Source organism: Candidatus Obscuribacterales bacterium (assembly GCA_036703605.1).
Lineage (GTDB): Bacteria > Cyanobacteriota > Cyanobacteriia > RECH01 > RECH01 > RECH01.
Genome location: DATNRH010000577.1, coordinates 1 through 1,232 on the forward strand (window position 1 = coordinate 1; position 1,232 = coordinate 1,232).

Below are 1,232 nucleotides of genomic sequence, written 5' to 3' on the forward strand. Positions count from 1 at the left end.
TCATCCTAGCAAACTTAGGTAGAGCTGACGATGCTAGTGTGAGGTTTCTGACCAATTGCTATTCAATTGATCGGATGGATAGATGTTCGTCTAGGTCGATACAAGCTGGCTCACCAGCCAGTTGATTACCCCACCCCGATAGCGCTGGCAGATTTGAGCGATCGCTTCCTGAGGATAGCTACCGTCATAGAAACTAATGATGTTGCCATAGACAGCATTGGGGGGAAATACGTTGGCTGGATTGAGGTCTGTGGTTTGTAAGTCAAACACGTTGACATCGGTACCGTGGCAATAGTCCACCATAATACTTAGCCCATACCCGCGCTGCTGTAGGGTTGTGAGGCATTGCATAGTGCCTTCGAGAAACTTGGGTGCCCAGCCCTTGGCGCCAGCCTGGCGATCGGTACCGCCGCCATATTCAAACATGGTGACCTTGGGCAAGAGCGACGCGGGGAGGTCAGCAAACTGCTGGATGACCACCGGCTCCCAGCCTTCAATATCCAGTTTTAGGCAAGTAATCTGCTGGGCAGCGATCGCCTTCATCAAGTCAGGTAGATCGATGGTGGGTACCTGCTGGCTCCGCGCCGATGAGCCAAACCAGTCTGGAGCCAGAGAGTTAAAGTTCTGATTGCCCAAGCGAGCAAACTGACCGCCATAGAACGTCTGCGTGCCTGTTTGATTGGATAAACAGGTTTCTAGCAACTGAATATGATGGCGCTGACAGAGTTGTCGCAGTTTGGGAATGGGTAAGGGTTCAATGGCAATGGTGGAAAACCCGAGCTGGGCAAACATTTGGCAGTAGAAGGCGAAGGTGCCAACCCCCACATCTAAACAAAGCCCTTGACGCTGGGGATCAAGGGTCGGCAGAATCTGTTTCAGCAAGGCGGTACAGCAAGCTTCAACGCGCATGATGGGGTGGGGTAGGGTGGGTATTGATAAACAGGGCATTGAAATAGATCACGTGACCATCCCGAGCCTGAATCTGGTCTAGGTTACCGCAGTAGCTGTAGCCCAAACCGCTCAGCAGCTCAAAAATTGTCTGAAAGGTCGCTTGCCCATCATAAAGCGCATCTAACGAAATCTCGACGATGCAGGCCTTGGCTTGGGCAAAGGTTTGCAGACCGCCACGAATCACCCGGTCTTCATAGCCTTGCACATCTAGCTTGATCAGAACGTCGGGCTGGGGAAACTGAGGTAATTGGGCGATCGCTCCATCCAAGGTGGTTTGGGTC

Annotated in this window: 2 protein-coding genes; both read right to left on the reverse strand. The window is 52.3% G+C overall.

The annotated features are described in order from the left end of the window. Positions 1 to 90: 90 nt before the first annotated feature. Complete coding sequence (locus V6D20_12280) at positions 91 to 909, reverse strand: FkbM family methyltransferase (GenBank protein HEY9816557.1); 819 nt, start codon at positions 907 to 909, stop codon at positions 91 to 93. Further along, on the reverse strand, positions 899 to 1,232 hold a 334-nt coding region (locus V6D20_12285), incomplete at its 5' end, for an FkbM family methyltransferase (protein ID HEY9816558.1). The genes V6D20_12280 and V6D20_12285, both read right to left, overlap by 11 nt.

What these genes read in the sequence shown, in the direction of transcription:
- V6D20_12280 (HEY9816557.1), bottom strand. Translation starts at nt 909, where the DNA reads ATGCGCGTTGAAGCTTGCTGTACCGCCTTGCTGAAACAGATTCTGCCG.